Origin of the sequence: Aeromicrobium phragmitis, from assembly GCF_003674095.1 — a bacterium.
GTDB classification, from domain to species: Bacteria; Actinomycetota; Actinomycetes; order Propionibacteriales; family Nocardioidaceae; genus Aeromicrobium; species Aeromicrobium phragmitis.
Window position 1 is genome coordinate 1 of the sequence record NZ_RDBF01000021.1, and the last position, 1,387, is coordinate 1,387.

Consider the following 1,387-nt stretch of genomic DNA (forward strand, 5'->3'; position numbering starts at 1 on the left):
TTTAGATTTAACAAGATTTAACAAGATTTAACAAGATTGCCACCTGAGAATAACTCTAGATGGCAAGTGGACAAGGAAGCCTCCGGCTTATCGAGAGTCCAACCGCTATTATCTATGTATATCCCGCCCTTCTGAGGTATTTGTCGATGTTGTTTTTAAACATATTCACACTATTAGCACCCACACAATCAATAGATAATCTGTTCCATTCATTTATAGTCCTTTGTGAAAATGAATACTTTCTGATATCTAATCTACACTGGTCCTTTACTAATGTCACTTCATGTCCTCTAGTCCTTCGATCTTTCTTAATTGAAAAAAATATACTTCTGTCAATATTTTCGTAACCATTCAATATCTTGAAAACTTCAATCTGATCTCCTCTTAATCTCCTGGTCTCTAGTGTTGTCAATCCACACTCTTTTAGGCGTTCCATGTAACTACGGTCTCTCAGTCCTGTAATCATTTTAGTTGCTCTCCTCTGTACTCTTTCTAGCATATCTATGTCCTTCTTGTGATAAGGTCTCCACGCTTGTATACAGTATTCCAAATGAGGCCTAACTATTGCTTTATACAGTGGTATTATTAGTTCTTTTTCCTTATACGCTATATTTCTCCTAATTAACCCAAGCATTTGATTTCCCTTTGATGCTGCAATTCCGCACTGCTCTGAAACCTTCATATCGGCACTAATTATTACCCCTAAGTCCTTTTCTGTTGTGGTAGTGCTAAGAACAGTACCCCCCATTTTATAGTGTACATCTTTGTTCCCATGTCCAGTGTGGAGGCATTTACATTTACCAAAATTAAATAACATCTGCCATTTTTCAGACCATTTGATTAACTTGTCTAAATCGTCCTGTAAACGCTGTTTATCGCCATCATGTTTAACCTTTCTGAACACCTTTGTATCATCTGCAAATTTCAGCACCTTGCTTGTTATGTCATCATCCAAATCATTAATATATACTAGGAATAATAAAGGTCCCAATACTGATCCTTGTGGTACCCCACTCAAAACAGATTTCCAATTAGAAGGCTCCCCATCTACTACTACCCGTTGTCTTCTATCATTCAGCCATTTTTCTATCCAGTTAATGATACCTTCACCTATGCCATGGGCTTTTAATTTAAGCAGTAATCTTTGGTGTGGAACTTTGTCAAAAGCTTTTTGAAAATCTAAGTAGATAATATCTACTGGTGAACCCTCGTCTACCCACTTAGTGACGTCTTCCAAAAAACATAACATATTTGTTAAGCATGATCTTGCTTTTAGGAACCCATGTTGAGATGGGTTTATCAATTTGTGTTTAATAAGGAAGTCCACCATGTGATCTTTAATTAGCCTTTCTAACAACTTGCAGATCACTGATGTTAAGCTCACTGG

Annotated in this window: 1 protein-coding gene; it reads right to left on the bottom strand. The window is 36.8% G+C overall.

Annotated features, from left to right (window positions below; genetic code table 11):
• Positions 1–112: 112 nt before the first annotated feature.
• Positions 113–1,387: RNA-directed DNA polymerase (locus D9V41_RS16025; RefSeq protein WP_133434224.1), on the bottom strand; the 1,275-nt coding region annotated here is incomplete at its 5' end.